Annotated in this window: 17 protein-coding genes; 6 read left to right on the top strand and 11 right to left on the bottom strand. The window is 65.6% G+C overall.

All coding sequences use genetic code 11. The features are described 5' to 3' along the window. Nucleotide 1 precedes the first annotated feature (1 nt). Complete coding sequence (locus VME63_RS11060) at nucleotides 2–3,865, top strand: YhdP family protein (RefSeq protein ID WP_325433221.1); 3,864 nt, start codon at nucleotides 2–4, stop codon at nucleotides 3,863–3,865. On the opposite strand, the gene VME63_RS11055 is transcribed toward VME63_RS11060, so the two are convergent. Next, entirely contained in the window at nucleotides 3,848–4,090 is a 243-nt protein-coding gene (locus VME63_RS11055; protein ID WP_325433220.1) for a hypothetical protein, read from the bottom strand. The genes VME63_RS11060 and VME63_RS11055 overlap by 18 nt on opposite strands. 104 nt (nucleotides 4,091–4,194) lie before the next feature. Between VME63_RS11055 and tldD the strand changes: the two genes are divergently transcribed. Next, on the top strand, nucleotides 4,195–5,634 hold the full coding sequence (gene tldD, locus VME63_RS11050) for a metalloprotease TldD (protein ID WP_325433219.1): 1,440 nt from the start codon (nucleotides 4,195–4,197) through the stop codon (nucleotides 5,632–5,634). Nucleotides 5,635–5,714: 80 nt separating this feature from the next. Here tldD and yjgA read toward each other — a convergent pair whose 3' ends face one another. Continuing rightward, nucleotides 5,715–6,254, bottom strand: a complete 540-nt coding sequence (gene yjgA, locus VME63_RS11045; RefSeq protein ID WP_325433218.1) for a ribosome biogenesis factor YjgA — start codon at nucleotides 6,252–6,254, stop codon at nucleotides 5,715–5,717. After that, the gene (locus VME63_RS11040; protein WP_325433216.1) at nucleotides 6,251–6,481 is read right to left on the bottom strand and encodes a DUF1653 domain-containing protein; all 231 of its coding nucleotides are present in this window, start codon (nucleotides 6,479–6,481) and stop codon (nucleotides 6,251–6,253) included. The genes yjgA and VME63_RS11040 overlap by 4 nt, the downstream gene beginning before the upstream one ends. A gap of 100 nt (nucleotides 6,482–6,581) precedes the next feature. On the opposite strand from VME63_RS11040, the gene pmbA reads away from it, so the two are divergent. From pmbA to VME63_RS11025, 3 genes are all read left to right on the top strand, one after another. Then, the gene (gene pmbA, locus VME63_RS11035; RefSeq protein WP_325433214.1) at nucleotides 6,582–7,955 is read left to right on the top strand and encodes a metalloprotease PmbA; all 1,374 of its coding nucleotides are present in this window, start codon (nucleotides 6,582–6,584) and stop codon (nucleotides 7,953–7,955) included. 96 nt (nucleotides 7,956–8,051) lie between these two features. Next, complete coding sequence (locus VME63_RS11030; RefSeq protein WP_325433212.1) at nucleotides 8,052–8,486, top strand: DUF4870 domain-containing protein; 435 nt, start codon at nucleotides 8,052–8,054, stop codon at nucleotides 8,484–8,486. 48 nt (nucleotides 8,487–8,534) lie between these two features. Continuing rightward, nucleotides 8,535–8,906, top strand: a complete 372-nt coding sequence (locus tag VME63_RS11025; protein ID WP_325433211.1) for a DUF4870 domain-containing protein — start codon at nucleotides 8,535–8,537, stop codon at nucleotides 8,904–8,906. A 48-nt stretch (nucleotides 8,907–8,954) separates the two neighbouring features. On the opposite strand, the gene VME63_RS11020 is transcribed toward VME63_RS11025, so the two are convergent. Continuing rightward, nucleotides 8,955–9,839 carry a farnesyl diphosphate synthase gene (locus tag VME63_RS11020; protein ID WP_325433209.1) on the bottom strand — a complete coding sequence of 295 codons (885 nt, stop codon included), beginning with the start codon at nucleotides 9,837–9,839 and terminating at the stop codon, nucleotides 8,955–8,957. After that, nucleotides 9,823–10,080, bottom strand: coding sequence for an exodeoxyribonuclease VII small subunit (locus VME63_RS11015; protein ID WP_325433208.1), 258 nt, complete (start codon nucleotides 10,078–10,080; stop codon nucleotides 9,823–9,825). Before VME63_RS11015 ends, VME63_RS11020 begins: the two co-directional genes overlap by 17 nt. Before the next feature lie 191 nt (nucleotides 10,081–10,271). Between VME63_RS11015 and VME63_RS11010 the strand changes: the two genes are divergently transcribed. Then, nucleotides 10,272–11,564 carry an MFS transporter gene (locus tag VME63_RS11010; protein ID WP_325433206.1) on the top strand — a complete coding sequence of 431 codons (1,293 nt, stop codon included), beginning with the start codon at nucleotides 10,272–10,274 and terminating at the stop codon, nucleotides 11,562–11,564. A 6-nt stretch (nucleotides 11,565–11,570) separates the two neighbouring features. Here the strand turns inward: VME63_RS11010 and tilS are convergent, their stop codons facing one another. The 6 genes from tilS to rnhB all read right to left on the bottom strand — a co-directional run bounded on the left by tilS (nucleotide 11,571) and on the right by rnhB (nucleotide 19,664). Further along, nucleotides 11,571–12,875 carry a tRNA lysidine(34) synthetase TilS gene (tilS, locus tag VME63_RS11005; protein ID WP_325433204.1) on the bottom strand — a complete coding sequence of 435 codons (1,305 nt, stop codon included), beginning with the start codon at nucleotides 12,873–12,875 and terminating at the stop codon, nucleotides 11,571–11,573. Next, nucleotides 12,868–13,620, bottom strand: a complete 753-nt coding sequence (locus tag VME63_RS11000; protein WP_325433203.1) for an NYN domain-containing protein — start codon at nucleotides 13,618–13,620, stop codon at nucleotides 12,868–12,870. The genes tilS and VME63_RS11000 overlap by 8 nt, the downstream gene beginning before the upstream one ends. 91 nt (nucleotides 13,621–13,711) lie before the next feature. Then, complete coding sequence (locus VME63_RS10995; protein ID WP_325433202.1) at nucleotides 13,712–14,668, bottom strand: acetyl-CoA carboxylase carboxyltransferase subunit alpha; 957 nt, start codon at nucleotides 14,666–14,668, stop codon at nucleotides 13,712–13,714. 197 nt (nucleotides 14,669–14,865) lie between these two features. Next, nucleotides 14,866–18,405 (bottom strand): DNA polymerase III subunit alpha, encoded by a 3,540-nt coding sequence (gene dnaE, locus VME63_RS10990; protein ID WP_325433200.1) that lies wholly within the window; start codon nucleotides 18,403–18,405, stop codon nucleotides 14,866–14,868. A 163-nt stretch (nucleotides 18,406–18,568) separates the two neighbouring features. After that, complete coding sequence (locus VME63_RS10985; protein WP_325433198.1) at nucleotides 18,569–18,781, bottom strand: hypothetical protein; 213 nt, start codon at nucleotides 18,779–18,781, stop codon at nucleotides 18,569–18,571. Nucleotides 18,782–19,013: 232 nt separating this feature from the next. Further along, nucleotides 19,014–19,664, bottom strand: a complete 651-nt coding sequence (gene rnhB / locus VME63_RS10980; protein WP_325433196.1) for a ribonuclease HII — start codon at nucleotides 19,662–19,664, stop codon at nucleotides 19,014–19,016. Nucleotides 19,665–19,669 lie beyond the last annotated feature (5 nt).

The following is a 19,669-nucleotide window of genomic DNA, read 5'->3' as shown; positions in this document are numbered from 1 at the left end:
GGTGAGCAAGGCGCCGCAAAGATGGACGCGCTGGCTGGGCCGCAGCCTGGCCTGGATCGTTGGCGTGCTGGTGATCGCGCTGGCGGTGAGCGCCGCGCTCGCACAGGTGCTGTTGCCTTTGCTCGCCAAACATCCGCAATGGGTGGCGGCCGAGCTCAGCAGCAAGCTGCAGCGCCCGGTGACGTTCACATCGCTGCAGGGGCGCTGGGAGCCTTCCGGCCCGCGCTTCGTCATGCGCGGCGTCACCCTGGGGCCCGGCGCGGGCGGCAACCCGCTGCATGTGCCCGAGGTCGACCTGAAGCTGGATTTCGGCGCATGGCTGCTCCCCTCGCGCCATCTGCTGAACCTTCAGGCCAATGACCTGGAGCTGGATCTCACCCGCGACGCGAACAACCAGTGGCACATCAACGGCATCGGCGTGGCGGGCGGCCCGGAACGCCAGAACGTCTCGTTCGGGCGGATTTCGATCGAGCTGTGGCTGGACAACCTGCGCGTGGATATCGACGACCAATTGCTGGGCCAGCGCTACGTCATGCTGGCCGACCAGTTGCGCGTCACCCACCAGGGCAATGACATCCGCATCGGCGCGCGCATGCACCGCGTGGGCGCGACCGGCGAGCTGCAGGCGGCGGGGCGCTTTCGCGACGATGGCGCCAGCGGCAAGGTCTGGGTAGCGATCCAGAATGCCGACCTGCGTGGCCTCGCCGCAGGCCTGGGGCTGGGTGGCTACACCATCGACAGCGGTCACGGCGACTTGGCCGTGTGGATGGACTGGAGCCACGAGCAGATCGTGCGCGACCTGTTCCAGATCAGCTTGCGCGATCTGGCCGTGACCAGCCCGGCAGGCGTCAAGGCGAGCGTGCCGGTGCTCGGCGGCCTGGCGGAGTTACGCCGCTACGATGGCGGCTTCGCGTTGCGTTGGGCCGGCAGCGACGGTGGCGCCATGGGGGTGGATATCCATCATCCTGGCACGCCCCAAGCCGACATCACCGGTGTCGCCAACCAGCTGCAACTGGCGCCGCTGTTGCCGTGGCTGGGCCTGAAGCCAGGGCTTTCGCCGGGACTTGCGCAATGGCTGGCCGATGGCCAGCCGCACGGCCAGCTGCAGCGTGCCGTATTTCATTGGAATGCCGCGGCGGGTTTGCAAAAACTCGATGCGACCTTCGGCGACCTCGGCATTGCACCGGTCGGCAAGCTGCCGGGGGTGGATCATCTGCGCGGCGAGGCGCGCGGCGATGGCGAGGCAGTGTCGCTGGAGCTGCCTTCGCAGGCCGCCACCATCAGCTTTCCGCATACCTTCCGCAAACCGTTCGTGATGAGCGAATTGGCCGGCGATATCGCGCTGTGGCATGACGAGGACGCCACGCACATCGGCGTGGCCGATATGGATTTCGAAGGCGAAAACTATGGCGGCAATGCGCAGGGCGAGGTGCAGTTGCCCAGCGACGGCGGACGCCCGTTCCTGGACCTCTACGTAGCGCTCACGCACGCCGACGTCTCGGCAGCCCGGTTGTTCTGGCCGGTCAATTCCCTGGCGCCGCCCGCTGTCGCCTGGCTGGACCAGGCGTTCGTAGCGGGCAAGCTCGACAACGCCGCCGTGCTGGTGCGCGGCAGCCTTGCCGACTGGCCGTTTCATCACAATGAAGGCCGCTTCGAGGCACGTGCCCAGATCAGCGATCTGACGCTCAGCTACGGCAAGAGCTGGCCGGTCGCCGAGCACATTAACGCGGTCGCCAACTTCATTGATGCGGGCATGATGGTGCAGGCGACCAGCGGTCAATCGATGAATGTAAACGTGACCAACGCGGTTGCGGTGATTCCGGAACTGGCGCACACCACACTCGATCTCAATGTCAGCGGCACCGGCAAAGCCGCCGATATGCTCAACTTCGTCGGCAACAGCCCCATCGCGCGCAAGCAGGCCGATGCGCTGGCCAAGATCAAGCTCGACGGCACCGGCAGTTTCGATTTTCATCTGTCTTTGCCGACACACGATATGCACGATTTCCTGCTTGCGGGGAACGCGCAATTCAACAACGTCGATTTCAATGCGCCCGATTGGCACCTGCAACTGGACAAGCTCAACGGCCCGGCGACGTTCGATGCGCACGGTTTTCACGCGGGCCCGCTGGCGGCTGGATTCCGCGGCGAGCCTTCGCAACTGGACCTGGCCATCGCCGGTGCCACCGGCGATCCCAATACGGTCTTGTCGGCCAAGCTCAGCGGCAACTACACCGTGCCCGAGCTCATTAAAGATTATTCGCAGCTCAAATGGCTCGGCGACGTCGCCAGCGGCCGCAGCCAGTTCACCATCGGCTATCAGATTGCGCATGCGGACGAAGGCGAGCAGGGTGCACAGACACTGAGCATCCAATCGCCGATGACCGGCATCGCGCTGAACTTCCCGGTGCCGTTGAGCAAGCCGGCCGACGATGCAAGCCTGCCGCTGCGCCTGAGCATGAGCTTGCCGATGGCGGGCAGCGATCTGCAGCTTGCGCTGGGCTCGGTGATGAGCGGGCACATCCGCCTTCCCGTGAACGATCAGACACCCGTCGCGGCCACCTTCGCCTTCGGCAATCAGATTCCCGACAGCCTGCCGGCGAAGGGTATGCGCATTCGCGGCGATGCGCCGCAGCTGGACGTCACCGGCTGGGTACGTCAATCCATCGGCGGCAGCGCCAGCAGCGGCATCAGCCTGGAAACCATCGACGTCACCACCGAGCACGCGCAGGTCTTTGGCCGCGATTTTGCCCAGATGCACATCCGGGCGGCGCCCAAGGGCGACACGCTGGAACTGGACGTGGACAGCGCCGCCGCCGCGGGCCACTTCAGCGTGCCGACCGTGGAGTTGGCCAAGCGCGGCATCACCGGACGCTTGCAGCGCCTGTACTGGCCCAAGGAGCCGACCAAGCCGGCGAAGAATCCCGGCGCCGCGCCGGTGCCGGTGTCCGATCCGGCCAATACCGGCATCGATCCGGCCGGCATTTCGCCGCTGCACATCTGGATCCACGACCTGCGGCTGGGCGACAGCAAACTCGGCGACGCGCGCCTGGAAACCTGGCCGACCGCCACAGGCATGCATATCGACGAACTGTCCACGCATTCCAGGAGCGTGCAGGTCAACGCCAGCGGCGACTGGAACGGTTCGCCAAGCAACAGCGCCACGCGTCTGCGTGTCACGTTCGATGCCGACAACCTCGGCGACATGCTCGGCGAGTTCGGCTACGAAGACATCTTCCAGGGCGGCAAGACGCACGACGAACTCGATGCGACATGGCCCGGCGGTCCATGGGCGTTCGAGCTGGGCAACATGGACGGCACGCTGAAGGTCAATGTCACCAACGGACTCATTCCCAAGGCATCGCCGGGCGTGAGCGGACGATTCTTCGGCCTGGCCTCGATCGCCGAATTCCCGCGCCGGCTGTCGCTGAATTTCAACGACGTCTTCGGCAAGGGTTTCGCTTTCGACCAGATCAGTGGCGATTTCCGCCTGAAAGACGGCAACGCCTACACCAGCAACGTGAAAATTCATGGCCCCGCCGCCGAAATCACCATTACCGGCCGCACGGGTCTGCGCGCGCGCGACTACGACCAGCAAGTAGTGATTCTTCCGCACGTCGGCAGCAGCCTGCCGGTAGTAGGCGCGGTCGTTGCCGGGCCCATCGGCGCGGCGGCGGGCTTTGCCGTGCAGGGTGTGCTGGGCCGGGGCTTAAGCCATATGGCCGTACAACGGCTGCGCATTACCGGCAGTTGGGACAAACCGGTCGTCACCTCCGGCGATGCGGCCATAACACCCGTGCCGGCGGCACCGGCGCCGGCTGCGTCGGCAAGGGCGCCGGCGCCCGCCTCAAGCGCGGGACGATAGCGCAGCGTCAGTCGATGGACGTGCCGTTTGCGAGTTTCCATGGAACGGAAAAGATGGCTGCCGCACGAATTCGTCCGACCTGCCGGCACCGGCCACGCCGTCCTGCTCGGGGAATGTGTTCTTCGATTTCACCGACGTGCCGAACACGTCGTCGAGCAAGGCGTAGTGCGCGGCGTCGTCGCAGGCGTGATGGCCGCGATGGAGGCCGGGTGTCACAAGGTCCATGCTAAATGGCATCGTCGACCGCTCGCCCGGGCGGGTTTTAAACTGGTCCGCTCGACCCCAGATTGCCTTTTACATCTCCCATCTCCGCTGACCTGGCCCTATTCATGAATTCCCTGATCGCACAGGCCGAGAGCCGCCTGCTTACCCCCGGTGGACTGGCTACCGGCGACCTCGACCGTGTCTTTACCCAGCTGATGGGGCCGTCCATCGATGCGGCGGACCTGTATTTCCAGCACTCGCGCAGCGAGTCCTGGGTGCTGGAGGAGGGGATTGTCAAGGACGGCAGCCACGCCATCGAACAGGGCGTTGGCGTGCGCGCCATCAGCGGCGAGAAGACCGGCTTCGCCTACTCCGACGAAATCGTGCTGCCGCAGCTGCTGGAGGCCTCCAAAGCGGCGCGTGCGATCGCCCACGGCGGCAACGGCGCCGGCAAGCCGTTGGCCCTGCATGGCGGCAAGGCGCTGTATCGGGCCATCGATCCGGTCGATAGCCTGCCCAATCCCGACAAAATCGCCGTGCTGCGCGAGGTCGATGCGTATGCGCGCGCGCGCGATCCGCGCGTGAAGCAAGTCATCGTGAGCTTGAGCGCCACCCTCGATACCGTACTGGTGGCCGGATCCGATGGCACGCTGGCGGCCGACGTGCGCCCCCTGGTACGCCTGGGCGTGCAGGTGATCGCCGAGCAGGATGGCCGCCGCGAGCAAGGCTATGCCGGCGGCGGCGGTCGTTACGACTATCGCGAGCTGCTGGAAAACGGCCGTGCCATGGCGTTTGCCGACGAGGCGGTGCGGCAGGCGCTGGTCAATCTCGATGCGGTCGATGCGCCTGCCGGCACGATGACCGTGGTACTTGGGCCAGGCTGGCCCGGTGTGCTGCTGCACGAGGCCATCGGCCACGGCCTGGAGGGCGATTTCAACCGCAAGGGCAGCTCCGCTTTTGCCGGACGCATCGGCCAGCGTGTGGCGGCGCCGGGCGTCACCGTCGTCGACGACGGCACGCTGCCGGGCCGCCGCGGCTCGCTCAGCGTCGATGACGAAGGCACGCCGACCGAATGCACCACGCTCATCGAGGACGGCATCCTCAAGGGCTACATGCAGGACAAGCTCAACGCACGCCTGATGGGCATGGCGCCTACCGGCAACGGCCGGCGCGAATCGTTCGCGCAACTGCCGATGCCGCGCATGACCAACACCTACATGCTGGCCGGCCAGCACGATCCGCAGGAGATCCTGCGCTCGGTGAAGAAAGGCCTGTACGCGGTGAATTTCGGCGGCGGCCAGGTGGACATCACCAACGGCAAGTTCGTGTTCTCCGCCAGCGAGGCGTATCTGATCGAAGACGGCAAGATCACCGCGCCGGTGAAAGGCGCCACACTGATCGGCAGCGGCCCGGACGTGCTGACGCGCGTGTCGATGATCGGTAACGACCTCGCACTTGACGAAGGCATCGGCGTTTGCGGCAAGGAAGGGCAGAGCGTGCCGGTCGGCGTGGGTCAGCCGACCTTGCGCGTGGAGGCGATGACCGTGGGCGGTACGGCGTCCTGACGGACGCCTGCGCCAGGGCCTGTTTACACGCTAGTGGCGCGCGCCGCGCCAATCCGTAAAGCGATCCTTAGAAGACGCCGTCAGCCGGCGTCTTCATTGTCAACGGTTGCCGTAACCGTTTTCAACAGCTGGAAGATCTCGCGATACGCGCGCGGCGGCTTGTTGCCGTCGCGTTCAAGCCGCGCCTGCCGGATCAGCGAGCGCAGGTGCTGGCGATCGATGCCCGGGTATTGATCGATCAGCTCCTGCAAGGCGTCGTCGTGTGCGATGATGCGCTCGCGCAAGGCTTCCAGCCGGTGCATCGCCGCGGTTTCCTTGCGTTGCTGCTCGCGGTTTTCGCCCATCAGCGCGCGCGCGGTGTCGAACGCTTCGTCGTCGTGGCGACGCATCACCTTGGCGAGAAAACCCAGCTGGCGCTTGCGCGCGATATGCGAAGTGATGCGGCGCAGGTTGTCGATTTCGCGCAGCACGTCTTCAGGCAGATCGGCGCGGGCGAGCTTGCTTTGCGGCAGTTCGGACAACTGCGTGGCGAAGGCCAGCACAGCCAGTGCGTCGCGACGCTGCTGCGTGCGGGTGGGGCCGTAGTCGTGCTCGGGGTCGTCGGTGTACGTGCGGTTCACAGTGCTTTCCGTTCGGGTGCGTCGACCAGGGCGAAGCGCGGGATGGGTTCGCCATCCAGCTCGACGCTTTCGGCGAACATGGCGGCGGGACGCACCCACAGGCCATGGTCGCCGTAAAGGGCCTGGTAGACGACCAGTTCTTCCATGGTTTCGCTATGCAGGGCCGTACCCAGCACGCGGTAACTTTGACCCTTGTAGTGACGATAGATGCCGGTGGCTATGGACATGGCAGCTCCCGTGGCAACCTTGGCGACTTTAAGTGTTGGCAATGGGTCTGGGCGGCCCCATGTCCAGCTATTGTAACTGCCATTTCTCCAGGAAACCCAAGTGAGCGACGTTGCCATCAAACAGCAGGACGCCAGCCGGCGCGAACTCGATCGTCTGGCGGAGCTGGCCCAAGACGTCATCGGCCGTGCCCGCGCCGCGGGCGCCAGCCAGGCGGAGGTATCGGCCAGCATCGACACCGGCCTGAACGTGAACGTGCGCCTGGGCGAGGTGGAAACGGTCGAGCACACGCGCGATCGCGGTTTCGGCCTCACCGTGTATTTCGGTAAGCGCAAGGGCTCGGCGAGCACCGCCGATCTCAACGCCGATTCGATCCAGGCCACGCTGGACCAGGCCTGTGCCATCGCCCGCTACACGGAAGAAGATCCCGCCTCGGGTCTGGCCGATGCGTCGCGCATGGCGACCGTGTTTCCCGATCTGGACCTGTGGCACCCCTGGGCCATCGATACGGCCGGCGCGATTGCGCTGGGCCAGCAGATCGAAGCGGCCGGCCGTTCGCATGCGGGCATCAGCAATTCCGAGGGCGCCAGCGTACAGATGGGCCAGAGCGTGTCGGTGTACGCCAATTCGCACGGCTTCGTGGGGCGCGAGCGCGGTACGCGGCATTCGCTGTCGCTGTCGCTGATCGCCGGCGACGAAGCGGGCATGCAGCGCGATTACTGGTACGACAGCGCACGCAGCGCCGACGATTTCATGAGCGCGAAGGCCCTGGGCGACATCGCCGCCCAGCGCACGCTGGCACGCGTGGGTGCACGGCGGCTGTCCACGCGTCAATCCGCGGTGATGTTTTCGCCGGACGTGGCGCGCGGCCTGATCGGCCATCTGGTCGGCGCCGTCAGCGGCGGATCGCTGTATCGGCGCGCCAGCTTCCTGCTCGACCACGCGGGCAAGCAGGTGATGCCTGCGTGGCTGAACATCGTGGAGCGTCCGTTTCTGCCGCGCGGGCAGGGCTCGGGCACGTTCGATGCCGAAGGCGTGGCCACGCGCGACAGTGCGCTGATCGAGAACGGCGTGCTGGCGCGTTATGTCCTAGGCAGCTATTCGGCGCGCAAGCTCGGCCTGGAGTCGACCGGCAACGCGGGCGGTATTCATAACCTGATCGTCGAGCCCGGCCATGCCGACGGCGGCGCGCCGCTGGACTTCGATGGCATGCTGCAGCGCCTGGGCACCGGCCTGCTGGTGACCGAGGTGATGGGCCAGGGCGTCAACACCATCACCGGTGATTATTCGCGCGGGGCGGCGGGCTTCTGGGTCGAGCACGGCAAGATCGCCTACCCGGTGGAAGAAATCACCATTGCCGCCAATCTGCGCGACATGTACACCGGCATCGTGGCGGTGGGCGCGGATGTGGACCGGCGCTCGCCCCTGCTTACCGGTTCCGTCCTGCTCGATCGCATGACGATTGCCGGCGAATAAAGGCCGCCGCAGGGGCCGGCAAGTTCCTGCGAGCCCTGCTAGGATCACTCCACCGGGAAGGGGCCGGCGTTTTGCACGACTTGCAAGGAGATGCGCATGAGCGTTCCGCCTGAGTCCGTCGTACCGCCGCCAAGCGAGCCATCATCGCCGAGCGACATTCCCGCCCAGGAGCGAACCTGGGCCATGGTTGCCCATCTTTCGGCCCTGCTCGGCGCCGTTGTCACTTCCGTGCATGGCGGCGGCGTCGCCTGCTTCCTCGGGCCGCTGATCGTCTGGCTGATCAAGAAAGACAGCATGCCTTTCGTTGCCGACCAGGGTAAAGAAGCGCTCAACTTCAACATCAGCGTGGCGATCATTACCTTCGCGCTGCTGGTGTTGTCAGCGGTCACCTTCGGCATCGGCTTGATTATCGCCATCCCCATGTGGGTGGTGATCGGCATCGGCTGGTTCGTGCTCACCATCATTGCCGCGGTGAAGGCCAATGAAGGGGTGCGTTACCGTTATCCGTTCACGCTGCGACTGATCAAGTAGCCTGAGCATGCTTGCTTAAGACAAGCATCCATCGACGGAGGGAATGTCATGAGCACACCGTCCGACCAGATCTCGCCGCCCAGCGAGCCGATGGTATCGAGCAATGACCGCAACCTGGCCATGCTGACCCATCTTTCCGGGCTGCTTTTTTACTTTATCGTGCCGCTGATCGTGTGGCTGGTTCACAAGGATCGCACGGACAAGGCGTACATGGTCGGCGAAGCGAAAGAGGCGCTGAATTTCCAGCTGACGATTACGCTTGCTGCCTTCGTCTGCTGCATTTTGCAGATCGTCCTGATTGGCTTTCTGCTGATGCCGGTGCTGTGGATCGTGAACGCGGTGTTCTGCATCCTGGCGGCGGTGAAGGTGAGTTCGGATGGGCATTACCGTTATCCCTTCACGCTGCGGCTGGTCAGCTGAACCGGTCCCGCGGCGACGCGGACCTGGTCGCGCGTGCTCGGGGTGGCATCAGCGCATGCGGTGCGCCGCGTAGTGCGCCAGTTCGCCCAGCCAATCGGCGCGCTCGCCCAGCGGTGCGATGGCATCCACGGCTACGCCGGTCAGTTCGTCCAGCCGCGCACGCGACGCGTCCAGGCCGATGATGGAAGGGAAGGTCGGCTTGCCCGCCGCCGCATCCTTGCCCGCAGTCTTGCCTAACACCGCGGTGGCCCCTTCCACGTCGAGTATGTCATCGCGCACCTGGAAGGCGAGGCCGACGGCGGCGGCGTAGCGATCCAGGGCGGCGAGCGCGGACGCGTCCGCATCGGCGGTAAGTGCGCCCAGCCGCACGGAGGCACGGATCAGCGCGCCGGTTTTGCAAGCGTGCATGTGTTCCAGTTCGTGCAGGGTGAGCACGCGGCCGGTGGCGGTGAGATCCAGTGCCTGGCCGCCGGCCATGCCTTCGGCGCCGCAGGCATGGCCGAGCGTGTCCAGCATCGCCATGCCTCGCTCGCGGTTGCCGCGCGCGAGCATCTCGAACGCCAGCGCCTGCAGGGCGTCGCCCGCCAGGATCGCCATCGCCTCGCCGAACACGATATGGCAGGTGGGCCGGCCGCGGCGCATGGCGTCGTCGTCCATGGCGGGCAGATCGTCGTGCACCAGCGAATAGGCGTGGATCAGTTCGACCGCGCAGGCCGGCGCATCCAGCTCGGGACCGTCACAGCCCAGCGCGCGACCGGTCGCGTAGGTGAGCAGCGGCCGCAGCCGCTTGCCGCCGCCAAGCGCTGCGTAGCGCATGGCACGGTGCAGTTCGACCGGTGGGGCATGCTCGGGCGGCAGCACGCTTTCCAGCGCGCGCTCGGCGCGGGAAATCAGTGCCCGCAGGGCCGGACCTAGTTCATGCTTCGGGTTCAAACGGTTGGGCGGTTTCGGGGGCGTCGGGGTCCAGCAGCAGGCGCACACGCAGCTCGGCCTGGTCCAGCGCCTGCTGACAATGGCGGTACAGGCCGATACCGCGCTCGAAGGCGCTCAGCGATTCGTCCAGGCTCATGTCGCCGCCTTCCATGCGCGCTACCAGTTGTTCGAGTTCGTCGAGCGAGTGTTCGAAGTCGGCGACGGGTGCGGTTTCAGCGGGGGCGGGAGTGGGCTTGGCCATGGCCGGCAACGCTAGCGCAGCGCAGGAGTGGAATCAATTGCCGAGCAGGCCGTGGATGCCAGGCGGGCATGGCGGCCGGCGATTGAGGCGGGCATGATGGCTGGGAGGCTTGAAATAGATATATCGAAATACTATCTTAGCAAGATCGTCAACCATCGTGCGGCGCCCATGTGGGTCGCCTGGGAGTTTTCGTGACCGGGAATGCGTCGTTGCGGGCCGCCGAAACAGGCGGTACGGGCTTTTCTGGCTACCAGAAGTTTGTGGTGGCCGTGCTGGCGTTCCTGCAGTTCACCATCGTGCTGGATTTCATGCTGCTGGCGCCGTTGGGGGCGATGGTGATCCCGGCTTTGAACATCACCCCGGCGCAGTTTGGCGACGTGGTGTCGGCGTACGCATTCGCTGCCGGCGTATCGGGCATTCTCGCGGCGGGTTTCGCCGATCGGTTCGACCGCAAGAAGCTGTTGCTGGTTTTCTACGCCGGCTTCATGGTGGGCACCTTGTTTTGCGCGCTGGCCCACACCTACCTCGCACTGCTGCTGGCGCGCATGGTGACCGGTTTGTTCGCGGGCGTGGTGGGCGCCGCGTCGATGGCGATCGTCACCGATCTGTTTCCGCTGTCGATGCGCGGGCGCGTGATGGGATTCATCCAGTCCGCCTTCGCGGCCAGCACCGTGCTCGGCTTGCCGTTGAGCCTGGCGCTATCGAGCCGTTGGGGCTGGAACGCACCGTTTTTCCTGATCGTGACCGTGTGCGCCCTGGTCAGCGGCACCATCTTCGGCCGCCTGCGCCCGGTCAATGCGCACCTGGCGCTGCGTCCGGATAAGCATCCGCTGCATCACTTGCTGCATACGCTCACCACCCGCTCGTACCTGATCGGTTTCGTCACCACGGCGATGCTGACCATGGGCGGATTCCTGCTGATGCCGTATTCGACGTTGTTCGTGGTGCACAACGTGGGCATTCCGATCGATCAGTTGTCGCTGGTGTATCTGATCACCGGCACCGTGTCGGCGATCATGGGGCCGCTGATCGGCCGCGCCAGCGATAAATTCGGCAAGTTCCGCGTGTTTGCGTTCGGTTGCGCGGTGACGATCGTGATGGTGCTGATCTATACGCGCATGTCCAACGTGGCGTTCTGGACCTTGGTGACGGTGAGCGCGCTGCTGCAGATCGGTATTTTCTCGCGCATGATTTCGTCTTCGGCGCTGATGTCGGCGTTGCCTACGCCGTCCGATCGCGGCGCATACATGTCGGTCAGTTCCTCGCTGCAGCAGATGTCCGGCGGCTTGGCGGCCATGCTGGGCGGGCTGGTCGTCAAGCAGCTGGCCGATGGGAGGCTGTTGCACTTCGATGTGCTGGGCGACGTCCTGGTGTGCACGACGTTGCTGTCGTTCGTGCTGATGTACTTCGTCCAACGCAAGGTGGCCGGTTCGTCCGCGATACCGTCGCAGGGGCTGGAAGGCAAGGTTGGACAGAAGCCCTGACGCGCCTTAGGCCGCCGGCTGCCAGCGTGGGCGTGCGCCGAGCGGTTTGAATAGCGCCTCGGCGCGCGCGCTGAGCCAACGGTCGGCCACCGCGATCAGCTCGTCGCCTTCATAGAGCAGCGGCAGTGCCTCGCGCTGCCACGGCGGAATGGCTGCGGCCTGGAACAGCGTGCGCAGATCGCGGGTGTGGCGGTCGCCGGCCGGTTTGATCTGCTCGCCGCCATTGCGCCAGCGCACGCGCAATGGAATGGGAAGTTGCACCGGCGGTTCCATGCTCAGCAGGCTGCCATCGGGCAGCGGCAAACGTTCGCCCTGCCAGTGCAACTGGGCCGGCCAGACGGTGTGCTGGCGCCGGGGCATGGCCCACAAGCGGTTTTTCCATACGTGCACTTCGGTGCCAGGCCATTGGATGCATGGCAATTGGCCGTGCTCGGCGGTGCATTGGCGTTCAATTTGCTCGCGCTGCGCGGTCGTCGGTGCGGACAGGCCTTGCGTATGCAGCCAGTGGGCCAGCAGCGGCCCGCGCAAAGCGGGCGCCAGCGCAAGCCAGCCGCGTGCATCCAGGCTGTTGGTTTGCTCCTCGCGCAGGCGCTCGTAGGTGGCGTGCCAATCCTGCTGCAGCGTGTCGGCGGCCTGGCGGCATAGCCTGGCGCTGTGCGTTATGGCGATCGCGGCCTGCGGCCAGTGTGCGTGCAACAGCGGCATGATGCCGTGCCGCAGGTGATTGCGCGCCAGTTGCGCATCGTCGTTGGACGGGTCGTGAATGCAGGACAGGCCGTGTGCGGCAACGTAATCGCGCAAAAGTTGGCGCGGCGTATCCAGCAAGGGACGCCAGATCGTGCCGCGCCCCAGTGGCCGTTCGGCGCGCATGCCGCCGAGTCCTTCCGGACCCGCGCCGCGCAGCAATTTCAATAGTACGGTTTCGGCCTGATCATCGCGGTGGTGGCCGAACGCAAGCCGCTCGTGCGTATGCAGTTGTTGGGCGAAAATGGCGTAACGCGCATGGCGCGCGGCTGCTTCCAGGCCGATGCCGGCGGTGCGATCCACGTTGGCCACGTGCACCTCGCATGGCAGGCCGAGCGTGGCGCAGAACGCTTGGCAATGCGCCGCCCACTGCCTGCTTTGCGCGTGCAGGCCGTGATCGATGTGGATGGCGCGCAGGCCGCGTGCGCGCGCTTGGGGCAGATGCGCCAGGGCGTGCAGCAAGGCGGTGGAATCGGGGCCGCCGCTGTAGGCCACGCATAACGGCTGGTGCGGATGCGCATCCAATGCCTGCCGCAGGATGTCCCGCAGGGCATCGTCGTCAGCCACGCGCCACCGGGCTTTTCTTGTTGCGCACATAGATCGACTTGGGACGCCCGTCGCCGGGGCTGCGGCGGTCCACCTCAAAGAGCTTGACCGCCTCGATCAGTTCGCTGAGCTTGCCGTAGCCGTAGCTGCGCGAGTCGAAATTGGGCCGTTGCTTGGTGATGATCGAGCCGACGCCGCCCAGCCCCGCCCAGCCTTCCTCGTCGGAAGCGGCGTCGATGGCGTTGCGCAGCAGGTTGATCAGGCCGCTGTCCTGTTTCAGCTGCGCGGCGGTGCGCGGCTTGAGCGGTTGTTCCTCGTCGGGCTTGGCGGCGAGTATTTCGGTGTAGATGAACTTGTCGCACGCGGCCACGAAGGGCTCGGGTGTCTTGCGTGCGCCAAAGCCATACACGATCAGGCCCGATTCGCGGATGCGCGCGGCCAGGCGGGTGAAGTCACTGTCGCTGGAGACAATGCAGAAACCGTCGAAGCGGCCCGAATAAAGCAGATCCATCGCATCGATGATCATGGCCGAGTCGGTGGCGTTCTTGCCGCTGGTGTAGCTGAACTGCTGGATTGGCTGAATCGACTGGGTGAGCAGTTGTTCCTTCCAGCTTTTCAGCTGCGTACCGGTCCAGTCGCCGTAGGCGCGCTTGACGTGCGCGGTGCCGTACTTGGCCACCTCGGCCAGCAAGCCGTCGGCGATCGACGGCTGGGTGTTGTCGGCATCGATCAATACGGCAAGTTTGTTGGTTTGATCGTTGGCCATGGGCGTGCGTCCCGGGGAATGGTCGGGATGGTAGCGCGTGGGCGTGATGGCTGCGGTGGATCTTCCCTCGCGGGAGGAAAGATCGTCCGGTTTATTCCTGGTACGCGCCGTAGCCGCGCAGGCGTTGGTAGCGTTGCTCCAACAGCTCGGGGACCGGTATGGCCTGGAGCTTGTCCAGCTCGTTGAGCAGCACGGCTTTGAGGCGGATGGCCATGGACTGCGGATTGCGATGCGCGCCGCCCAGGGGCTCGCGCACGACCTTGTCGATCAGGCCAAGTTCGAGCAGGCGCGGGGCGATCAGGCCCAGTGCTTCGGCGGCGTCGCGGGCTTTTTCGGCGCTCTTCCACAGGATCGAGGCGCAGCCTTCGGGCGAGATCACCGAATAGGTGGAATATTGCAGCATGATCGTGCGATCGCCCACGCCGATCGCCAGCGCGCCGCCCGAACCGCCTTCGCCGATCACGGTGCAGATGATCGGCACCTTCAGCTCGGCCATTTCCAGCAGGTTGCGCGCGATGGCCTCGCTCTGGCCGCGTTCCTCGGCGCCCACGCCCGGATAGGCGCCGGGCGTGTCGATCAGCGTGAGCAGCGGCAGTTTGAAACGCTCGGCCAGCTTCATCAGGCGCAGCGCCTTGCGATAGCCTTCCGGGCGGGGCATGCCGAAGTTGCGCCGCACCTTGCCCTTGGTATCGCGCGCCTTCTGGTGGCCGATGATGACTACCTGGCGCCCGTTGATGCGCCCCAGGCCGCCCACGATGGCGGCGTCGTCGGCATAGGCGCGGTCGCCGGCCAGTTCGTGGAATTCCTCGCACATCACGCCGATGTAATCGAGCGTGTAGGGGCGCGCGGGGTGGCGCGAGAGCTGGGTGATCTGCCAGGGCGTGAGGGTGCGGAAGATGTCCGCCGTGCGCAGCTTGAGCTTTTCGCGCAGGCGGCCGACTTCGTCGTCGATGTTGACGTCATGGCCGGTGCTGGCGTGCCGGAGCTCCTCGATCTTGGCCTCCAGCTCGGCAATAGGTTGTTCAAAATCGAGGAAATTGTGATTCATTCGGGCGCGAAGTGGCACGGAAGCCGCGCAGTATACCCGGGGTGGGTGACGTGGCGGGAACGGGGGCGTATGGGACGGCTTTTGCCCCTCCCCCTGCGTGCAGGGGAGGTTGCGAGGGGGCATTGAATCTCGCGATGACGTGTAGGGTTTCACCCCTCCCCAGGCCCCCGCTGCATGCAGGGGAGAGCGTTGGCGAGTCAGTCGCCTTTGACGATCCTCAGGCCGGCGCCCGTCACCCCAGGCATGCCGCGCACGGCGCGCAGCAGCTCGGGAATCGCGTTGACTTTCCATTCCTGCCCGAATTCGAAGTCCGCCTGTGCGATGGCGTTGTGGTAGCCGCTGAGCACCACGCTGGCGTTGCCGCCGCGGTGGCCGGCCAGGGCCTGGCGGAACTGGGTGATGAAATCGGGGCCGATGCCGTTGATCTTCACGCGCATCAAGCGCGCGAAGCGCCGGCAGGCGTCGGCCAGCGTGTAGGCGTTGCGGGCGCGCAGCTGGAAGCCGCCGCCGGAGAATTCGTCGATGCGCAGGCCGCCTTCCACCACCAGCAGCTCGTCGCGCGTCAGCAGCGGCGCCACCTGCTGGTACAGCTCGCCGAAGAAGCTCACCTCGACGCTGCCGGTACCGTCTTCCAGGCGTACGAAGGCGTCGCTGTCGCCGCGTTTGCGCACGGCCACCACCATGCCGGCCACGGTCCAGGGCGTGTCGGGTCCACGGCGGAAACGGTTGTTGTCGCCATCGTCGTTGCGGCGCGGCTTGGGCGGCTGGTAGCGGTCGGCGATCTCGCCGAGCGGGCAGGTGGCCAGTTGGGCCAGTTCCTCGCGCCACGGATCGGTGGGATGGCCGGACAGGTAATGGCCGAGCGTATCGCGCTCGCCCTGCAGCTTCTGCTCCAGCGGCCATTCGGGCGCGGTCTGCAGGTCTACCTGCACGACTGGCGCGGTGCAGCCCATGGCGGCGCCGAACATGTCGTTCTGGCCGGACTGGCGGTCGCGCAGGTGCTGCTCGGCGGCCTTGATGGCGTCGGGCAGTTGCAGCATCAGGCTGGCGCGCGTGGGCGCCAGTGCATCGAGCGCGCCGGAAAGGATCAGTGCTTCGAGCACCCGCCGGTTGAGCTTGGACGGGTCCACGCGCCGGCAGAAGTCGGCCAGATCCTTGTAGACGCCGCCCTGCTGGCGCTCCTGGGCGATGGCCTCGCACGCGCCCTGGCCGACGCCTTTGATCGCGCCCAGGCCATAGCGGATCACCTTCGGTTCGACCGCCACGAACATGAACGCCGATGCGTTCACGTCCGGCGGCAGGATGGTCAGGCCGATGGCGCGCGATTCGTCCAGGAAGGTCACCGCCTTGTCGGTGTTGTCCATGTCCGAGGAGATCGTCGCGGCCATGAACTCGGCGGGGTAGTGCGCCTTCAGCCACGCGGTCTGGTAGGAGACCAGCGCGTAAGCGGCCGCGTGCGACTTGTTGAAGCCGTAGCCGGCGAATTTTTCCATCAGGTCGAAGATGGCGTCGGCTTTTTCGCCGCTCAGACCGTCCTTGGCCGCGCCTTCGCGGAACTTGGCGCGCTCCTTGGCCATTTCCTCGACTTTCTTCTTGCCCATCGCGCGGCGCAGCAGGTCGGCGCCGCCGAGCGAATAGCCGCCCACGATCTGCGCCATCTGCATCACCTGCTCCTGGTAGACCATGATGCCGTAGGTCTCTTTCAGGATGGGCTCAACGCGCGGGTCGGGATATTCCACTTCCTCCCGGCCGTGCTTGCGCGCGACGAAGCTGGGAATCAGGTCCATGGGGCCGGGGCGATACAGTGCCACCAGCGCGATGATGTCTTCGAAGCGATCAGGTTTCGCATCCTTGAGCATGCGCTGCATGCCCGAGGATTCGAGCTGGAACACGGCGACCGTCTGCGCTTTTTTCAGCAGGTTGTAGGGCGCCGGATCGTCCAGCGGCAGCGTGGCGATGTCCAGTGGCGCTTCGCCGCTTGTTTGGCGGCGCTCGTTGATCGCCTTCACTGCCCAGTCGATGATGGTGAGCGTGCGCAGGCCCAGGAAGTCGAACTTCACCAGGCCGACGGCTTCCACGTCGTCTTTGTCGTACTGCGTGACCACGCCGGTGCCGCCCGGTTCGCAGAACAGCGGTGCGAATTCGGTGAGCGGCTTGGGGCCGATCACCACGCCGCCGGCGTGCTTGCCGGCGTTGCGGGTGAGGTTTTCCAGCTTTAGCGCCAGGTCGATCAGCGAGCGCGCTTCCTCGTCCTGCTCGTAGAGTTCGCAGAACTCCTTGACCACGCGGTCGGGTTCTTTTTGCGCCTTCTCCGACCGGCCCAGCACGCACGACAGCGTCAAATCGAGCGGGCGCGCCGGAATCAGCTTGGCGATGCGGTCGACCGCGTTGTACCCCATGCCGAGCACGCGGCCGGAATCGCGCAGCACCGCCTTGGCCGCCATCGAGCCGTAGGTGATGATCTGGCTGACGTGGTCGCGGCCGTATTTGCGCGCGACGTAGTCGATCACCTCATCGCGGCGGTCCATGCAGAAGTCAATGTCGAAGTCGGGCATCGACACGCGCTCGGGGTTGAGGAAGCGCTCAAACAGCAGATTGAACTGCAGCGGATCCAGATCGGTGATCTTCAACACCCACGCCACCAGCGAACCCGCGCCCGAACCGCGGCCGGGGCCGACCGGGATGCCGTTGTGCTTACCCCAGTTGATGAAGTCCGCCACGATCAGGAAGTAGCCGGGGAAGCCCATCTTGATGATGACGTCCAGCTCGCGCTCCAGCCGCGCCTGGTAGTCGGCCAGCGTGTAGCCGTCGGCCAGCGGGGCGCTGGTGAGGCGTTCTTTCAAGCCTTCGCGCGCGGTCTGGCGGATGTAGCTGTCCAGGTCGTGGCCCTGGGGCACCGGGAAGTTGGGCAGGTAATAGGTGCCAAAGCTCAGCTCGAGATTGCAGCGCTTGGCCAGCTCCAGGGTGTTTTCCAGCGCCTCGGGGATGTCCGCGAACAAGGCGGCCATGTCGTCCTGGCGTTTGAAATACTGTGCTTCGCTGTAGTCGCGCGGACGCTTGGGATCGGCCAGCACGCGGCCCTGGTGGATGCACACGCGCGCTTCGTGGGCTTCGAAATCTTCCGGCTTGATGAAGCGCACGTCGTTGCTGGCGATGACCGGCAAATCGACTTCGGTGGCGAGCGCGAGCGCGGCATTGTTCCACGCCTCCTCGCCCTCGCGGCCGCAGCGGGTCAGCTCCAGGTACAGGCGATCGTCGAACAGCCGCGCCAGCGCCTGCAGGCGCGGCGTGGCGGTGTGGGTATCTTGATGCACTGCGATACGGCCGATTTCGCTCTCGCGGCCAAGCAGCGCGATCAGGCCCGATGTCGCATCGGCCGTGAGCCAGCCCGCATCGACCAGCGCGCGACCGCCGTGCTGGCCTTCGCGCCATGCGCGCGATATCAGGCGGGACAAGTTGAGATAGCCGTCGCGGTTCTGGCATAGCACGGTCAGGCGCCACGGCCGCGGATCGTCCGGCGCGCTGATCCACAGATCGCATCCGCCGATGGGCTTGATGCCGGCCGCGCTGCACGCCTTGTAGAACTTCACCAGCGCGAACATGTTGCATTCGTCGGTGAGCGCGACCGCCGGTGCACCGTCGCGCACGCAGGCCTCGACCAGCGCCTTGATGCGGATGGTCGAATCGACCAGCGAATACTCGCTGTGCAGGTGCAGATGAGCGAAACGGAGGGACATGGCTCGCGCGCGAAGCAATGTCCCAGCCTAACGGTGTGATCGATGGCGGGCAAGAATTGACAAGCCCGCGGGCGCCGTCATCGGAATCATGCCCGCCCGGCGGCCAGCTTGAGCCCGGGCCGGGGCTTCGATAGCCCGCCGGGGCGACTGCGCCGTTGTACGCTCAGTGCACGCGGAAGCGTTCGCCGGCCATCGGCTGGGTGTAGTGCGAAAGGCTCTCCACGGCCAGCGGTTCGAGGTTGTAGTCCAGGTGATGCAGCCCGGCGGCAGAGTGATGGGCCGATGAGGTTTCGACCGCCCGGTTGGCAGTGTCGATGTCCCGGCTCTTGGACGAAGGTTTCGGCGAGGTCGGTCGGCGACGGAAAGGAAGCATCATGGCACGCTCCTTGGGATCCGGTATGCATGAGACGGCGTGCTTGTTACGCGCGCGCTCATGGGCATCGGATGGTTATTGTTGGCGTCCGTGCGGAATATCGCCGCATCGGTGCATGCGGTCCGTTGCGGCGATCTTGCAGCACCATTGCATACCCCTTCAGATGCGCGTGCAATAGGAAAGGTTGCACAGATGGCTGAACATGGTGCGCGGCAAATGCGCGCCTATGCCTCGCTCAGAACAACTTGCCTTGATCGAGCAACAGCTTGACCGGCGCGAAGCTGCGGCGATGCTCGACGCAAGGGCCCAACCGTTCCAGTGCGGCAAGATGCGCAGGCGTGCCATAACCCTTGTGCGTGGCGAAGCCGTAGCCCGGATGTTGCGTTTCCATCGCGATCATCAAGCGGTCGCGGCTCACCTTGGCCAGGATCGATGCGGCGCTGATTGCCGGCTCCAGCGCATCGCCGCCAACGATGGCGCGACCGGGGCAGGGCAGGTCCTTGGGCAGACGATTGCCGTCGATCCATGCCTCGTTGGCGAGGGGCGACAAGCCTCTGACCGCGCGGCTCATGCCGGCCATGGTGGCCTGGAAGATGTTGAGGCGGTCGATTTCTTCCACCTCGATCACCACCACGCAATGCGCCAGCGCGCGTTCGACGATCAGCGGATACAGCGACTCGCGCCTGGCGTGGCTGAGCTTCTTGGAGTCGTTCAATCCATCGATAGGGCGTTGCCGGTCCAGTATGACCGCAGCGACGACCAGTGGGCCGGCCAGCGGTCCGCGTCCGGCTTCGTCCACGCCCGCGACCAGCGGGGCTAGGGCTGATTCGTCGCCGTTCGGCGGCAGGCGCGGCGATGCGGGGGCTGAATCGTAGCTCGACTTCATGCGGC

This window comes from Dyella sp., from assembly GCF_035503745.1.
Taxonomy (GTDB): Bacteria; Pseudomonadota; Gammaproteobacteria; order Xanthomonadales; family Rhodanobacteraceae; genus Dyella_B.
Note: the sequence above shows the minus strand (reverse complement) of the source record. Positions and strands in the feature narration are given on the sequence as shown.

Excerpts from the sequence above, each read along its gene's own strand:
- VME63_RS11055 (WP_325433220.1), bottom strand. The coding sequence starts at position 4,090 with ATGGACCTTGTGACACCCGGCCTCCATCGCGGCCATCACGCCTGCGAC.
- tldD (WP_325433219.1), top strand. The coding sequence starts at position 4,195 with ATGAATTCCCTGATCGCACAGGCCGAGAGCCGCCTGCTTACCCCCGGT.
- VME63_RS11040 (WP_325433216.1), bottom strand. The coding sequence starts at position 6,481 with ATGTCCATAGCCACCGGCATCTATCGTCACTACAAGGGTCAAAGTTAC.
- VME63_RS11030 (WP_325433212.1), top strand. The coding sequence starts at position 8,052 with ATGAGCGTTCCGCCTGAGTCCGTCGTACCGCCGCCAAGCGAGCCATCA.
- VME63_RS11025 (WP_325433211.1), top strand. The coding sequence starts at position 8,535 with ATGAGCACACCGTCCGACCAGATCTCGCCGCCCAGCGAGCCGATGGTA.
- VME63_RS11015 (WP_325433208.1), bottom strand. The coding sequence starts at position 10,080 with ATGGCCAAGCCCACTCCCGCCCCCGCTGAAACCGCACCCGTCGCCGAC.
- VME63_RS11000 (WP_325433203.1), bottom strand. The coding sequence starts at position 13,620 with ATGGCCAACGATCAAACCAACAAACTTGCCGTATTGATCGATGCCGAC.
- VME63_RS10995 (WP_325433202.1), bottom strand. The coding sequence starts at position 14,668 with ATGAATCACAATTTCCTCGATTTTGAACAACCTATTGCCGAGCTGGAG.
- dnaE (WP_325433200.1), bottom strand. The coding sequence starts at position 18,405 with ATGTCCCTCCGTTTCGCTCATCTGCACCTGCACAGCGAGTATTCGCTG.
- VME63_RS10985 (WP_325433198.1), bottom strand. The coding sequence starts at position 18,781 with ATGATGCTTCCTTTCCGTCGCCGACCGACCTCGCCGAAACCTTCGTCC.
- rnhB (WP_325433196.1), bottom strand. The coding sequence starts at position 19,664 with ATGAAGTCGAGCTACGATTCAGCCCCCGCATCGCCGCGCCTGCCGCCG.